This is a genomic window from Moorena sp. SIO4E2 (genome assembly GCF_010671945.1).
GTDB lineage: Bacteria > Cyanobacteriota > Cyanobacteriia > Cyanobacteriales > Coleofasciculaceae > Moorena > Moorena producens.
Window position 1 is genome coordinate 1 of the sequence record NZ_JAAHIE010000806.1, and the last position, 2,726, is coordinate 2,726.

Consider the following 2,726-nt stretch of genomic DNA (forward strand, 5'->3'; position numbering starts at 1 on the left):
ATTTAGATTAACTTAAACAGTCTCGCGCAATAACTTTCACCTGTTCATAATTCAATTTCCCTTGACCATTGCGCGGTAAAGATTCTACCGCCACCCAATCCTTAGGACACTTGAATTTACTCAAATTACCCTCTACTTTCTGTTGCACCATCGCAACAGAAACCTGATCGGAACTAGGCACAAAAACAGCGGTTACCACTTGACCCCAATAGTCATCGGGTAAGCCAATCACACAAACATCACTGACGAGTCCTGTGCCACGAATTACCTGTTCTACCTCAGCGGGAAACACATTTTCACCACCGGTAATAATTTTGTTACTGCGACGCCCAATAGTATATAAGTAACCCTGTTGATCGAAATAGCCTAAATCGTCCGATTGTAGCGTTTGGACTCTGTTGGGAAATTTACTTAGCTCAGATTCTAGGGCAAGATTTTGGCTAGCACTATAGTAACCATGGAATAAGGACTTTGCCTCAATAGTAATCACACCAGTTTGATTAGCCTTCACGATTTCCCCACTACCATTGCGAATCGTCACCTTGGCATGGGGTAAAACCTGACCACAACTATTATTGTTAGCACTTTTAGCACTGTTACCACTGAGGAAATCCTCAGGTTTAAGGGTGACTACACCAGAAGCGGTTTCGGTCATGCCATAGGTGAGAGCTAAAGGAATACGATACTGTCTTGCTTGTGTTAATAGGGATTCCCAAGCCGGAGCACCGCCTAACAATACTGTCCGAAACCGGGATAACCACTCAGCCCCATCTTGGTTGATCAGCTTGGCTAGTTGAGTCGGTACTAGAGAGATAAAAAATTCTTTAGGATCAATGTCTCGTCCTGCCCCAGCTTTCAAGGCTTTGAAGGGCAACATCACCATACGTCCACCGGTGGTAAGCGATCGCATAAACTGCATCAAACCACTGACATGATACAGAGGCAAGACACAAAAGGAATTCACTGGCTTGTTCCCAAAATACTGATGAAACCCTGCTACTGATGCCATCAAGGTTTCCCAAGTGTGAATGGCAAAGCGGATTTTACCAGACGAGCCCCCTGTGGGAATCATAATGAGTGCTGAAGACTGATTATTGAATATTGAATATTGATTATTGACTCTTAAGTGTTGAGTATTGAGTGGTGATGGCTCAATGATACTGGCTAATTCTCCGATAATTAGATCGGGATGGATTTGGTTAAGGACTTGTTGCCATTCTGGTTTTACCCAGTGGGGATTGCCTAAGAATATATGACAATTATTAGCAACAGCAGCTAGAAAAGCGGCGATAAATTTAAGAGGATTTTGCTCTAATAAAAGGATTTTCGGTGCTTTTTCCTGGTAAAGTTGGGAGAATTGCTGAGAGTATTGCTCAATGAGTTGGTGAAGTTGCTGGCTGTCATAACCAATCAGCCATTGTTCACCAGAACGTTTTTGAACATAGCTTAGGGGCTGTTCAAGGTATGAATCCTCCCCACATTTGCTCTTTAAAGCTTCAAGCATCTAACCAAATAACCTTAAAACCCAATAACCTTGGCCAAAAGGCCACGCGTTCGCGTTCAACATTCCAACCATCTAACCTTAAAACCCAATAACCTTAAAACCCAATAACCTTAAAACCCAATAACCTTAAAACCCAATAACCTTAAAACCCAATAACCTTAAACATTCCCACCTTAAACATTCCCACCTTCAACATTCCCACCTTAAACATTCCCACCTTCAACATTCCCACCTTAAACATTCCCACCTTCAACATTCCCACCTTCAACATTCCCACCTTCAACATTCCCACCTTCAACCTTAATTAAACCAATGGTTGACACCAAAACCTACAGCGCGCTTGAAGTCAGATAGTTCTGCTGCTAACTGGAGGACCGCTTGTTGACCAATGGTAGTTTCCAAGGCGGATGAAAACACGGTATCAATCGGATAGGTTTGGCAAAACTGCCGTAGTCGTTTCCGAGAACCTGCGATCGCAGCTTTAATCACAAAAATTCCTCGCCATCCCTGCTGGTAAGACTGTTCAAGTTGGTCAAGGGTTGCCACAGATTCATCCAATGCGATCGCAGTCGAATAGTTGTGGCTCATCTCCAACATCACATCGAACTGCTCTGGAGGTAGGGGCTGTTCGATAAACTCAACGGCTCCAATAGTGTCACATACCATCAGCCACTGCTCAGCTTCTTGTTTAGTCAATCCCCCATTGGCATCCAAACGCAATTGGGCAGAAGCAGGTATTGCTTCAACCAACTGCTGAACTATCTTGACTTCATCCTCAATCGGAGCAATACCAATTTTCCATTTAAAGGTTCGGTATCCCTGATTCCAGGGAGCTTCCCAGGACTGTTTTGCTGTTTCATAACTCGGCAACAAGTAACTGTAGTTTTGTTTGCTTTGTTCAAAGTCTTTTGTAGAAAGTCCTTTGCCAATCACTAGCTCCCAAGCAGATTCAAACCCAAATTGACAGCAGGGGAGTTGAGCAGGAATGGCGAAAATCTCCTCTGTAGTAATCTCCTGAGGTAATTGCTCGCAAAAATTAAAGGCTTGTTCCAGAGTTTCCGAACCAAACCAAGGGATAGGAGCAATTTCACCCCAGCCAATGTTCCCTATTTCATCACTAAGGCTAAGAATGATACCTTCTCTGACTGTCCATTTGCCATGACTAGTAGACAACGGATGCTTAAAGGGACGCTGGTATGGGTGAAACTTGAACTGATAGTTC

At 43.6% G+C, this 2,726-nt stretch carries 3 protein-coding genes; 1 reads left to right on the forward strand and 2 read right to left on the reverse strand.

Annotated elements, in window-relative coordinates:
- Positions 1–7 precede the first annotated feature (7 nt).
- Positions 8–1,504, reverse strand: coding sequence for a 2-succinylbenzoate--CoA ligase (locus F6K37_RS37485; RefSeq protein WP_287256094.1), 1,497 nt, complete (start codon positions 1,502–1,504; stop codon positions 8–10).
- Between the two features lie 136 nt (positions 1,505–1,640).
- On the opposite strand from F6K37_RS37485, the gene F6K37_RS45115 reads away from it, so the two are divergent.
- Positions 1,641–1,808 (forward strand): pentapeptide repeat-containing protein, encoded by a 168-nt coding sequence (locus F6K37_RS45115; protein ID WP_353838964.1) that lies wholly within the window; start codon positions 1,641–1,643, stop codon positions 1,806–1,808.
- Here F6K37_RS45115 and F6K37_RS37495 read toward each other — a convergent pair.
- On the reverse strand, positions 1,805–2,726 hold a 922-nt coding region (locus F6K37_RS37495), incomplete at its 5' end, for an o-succinylbenzoate synthase (protein ID WP_287256097.1). The two genes, F6K37_RS45115 and F6K37_RS37495, sit on opposite strands and share 4 nt — an antisense overlap.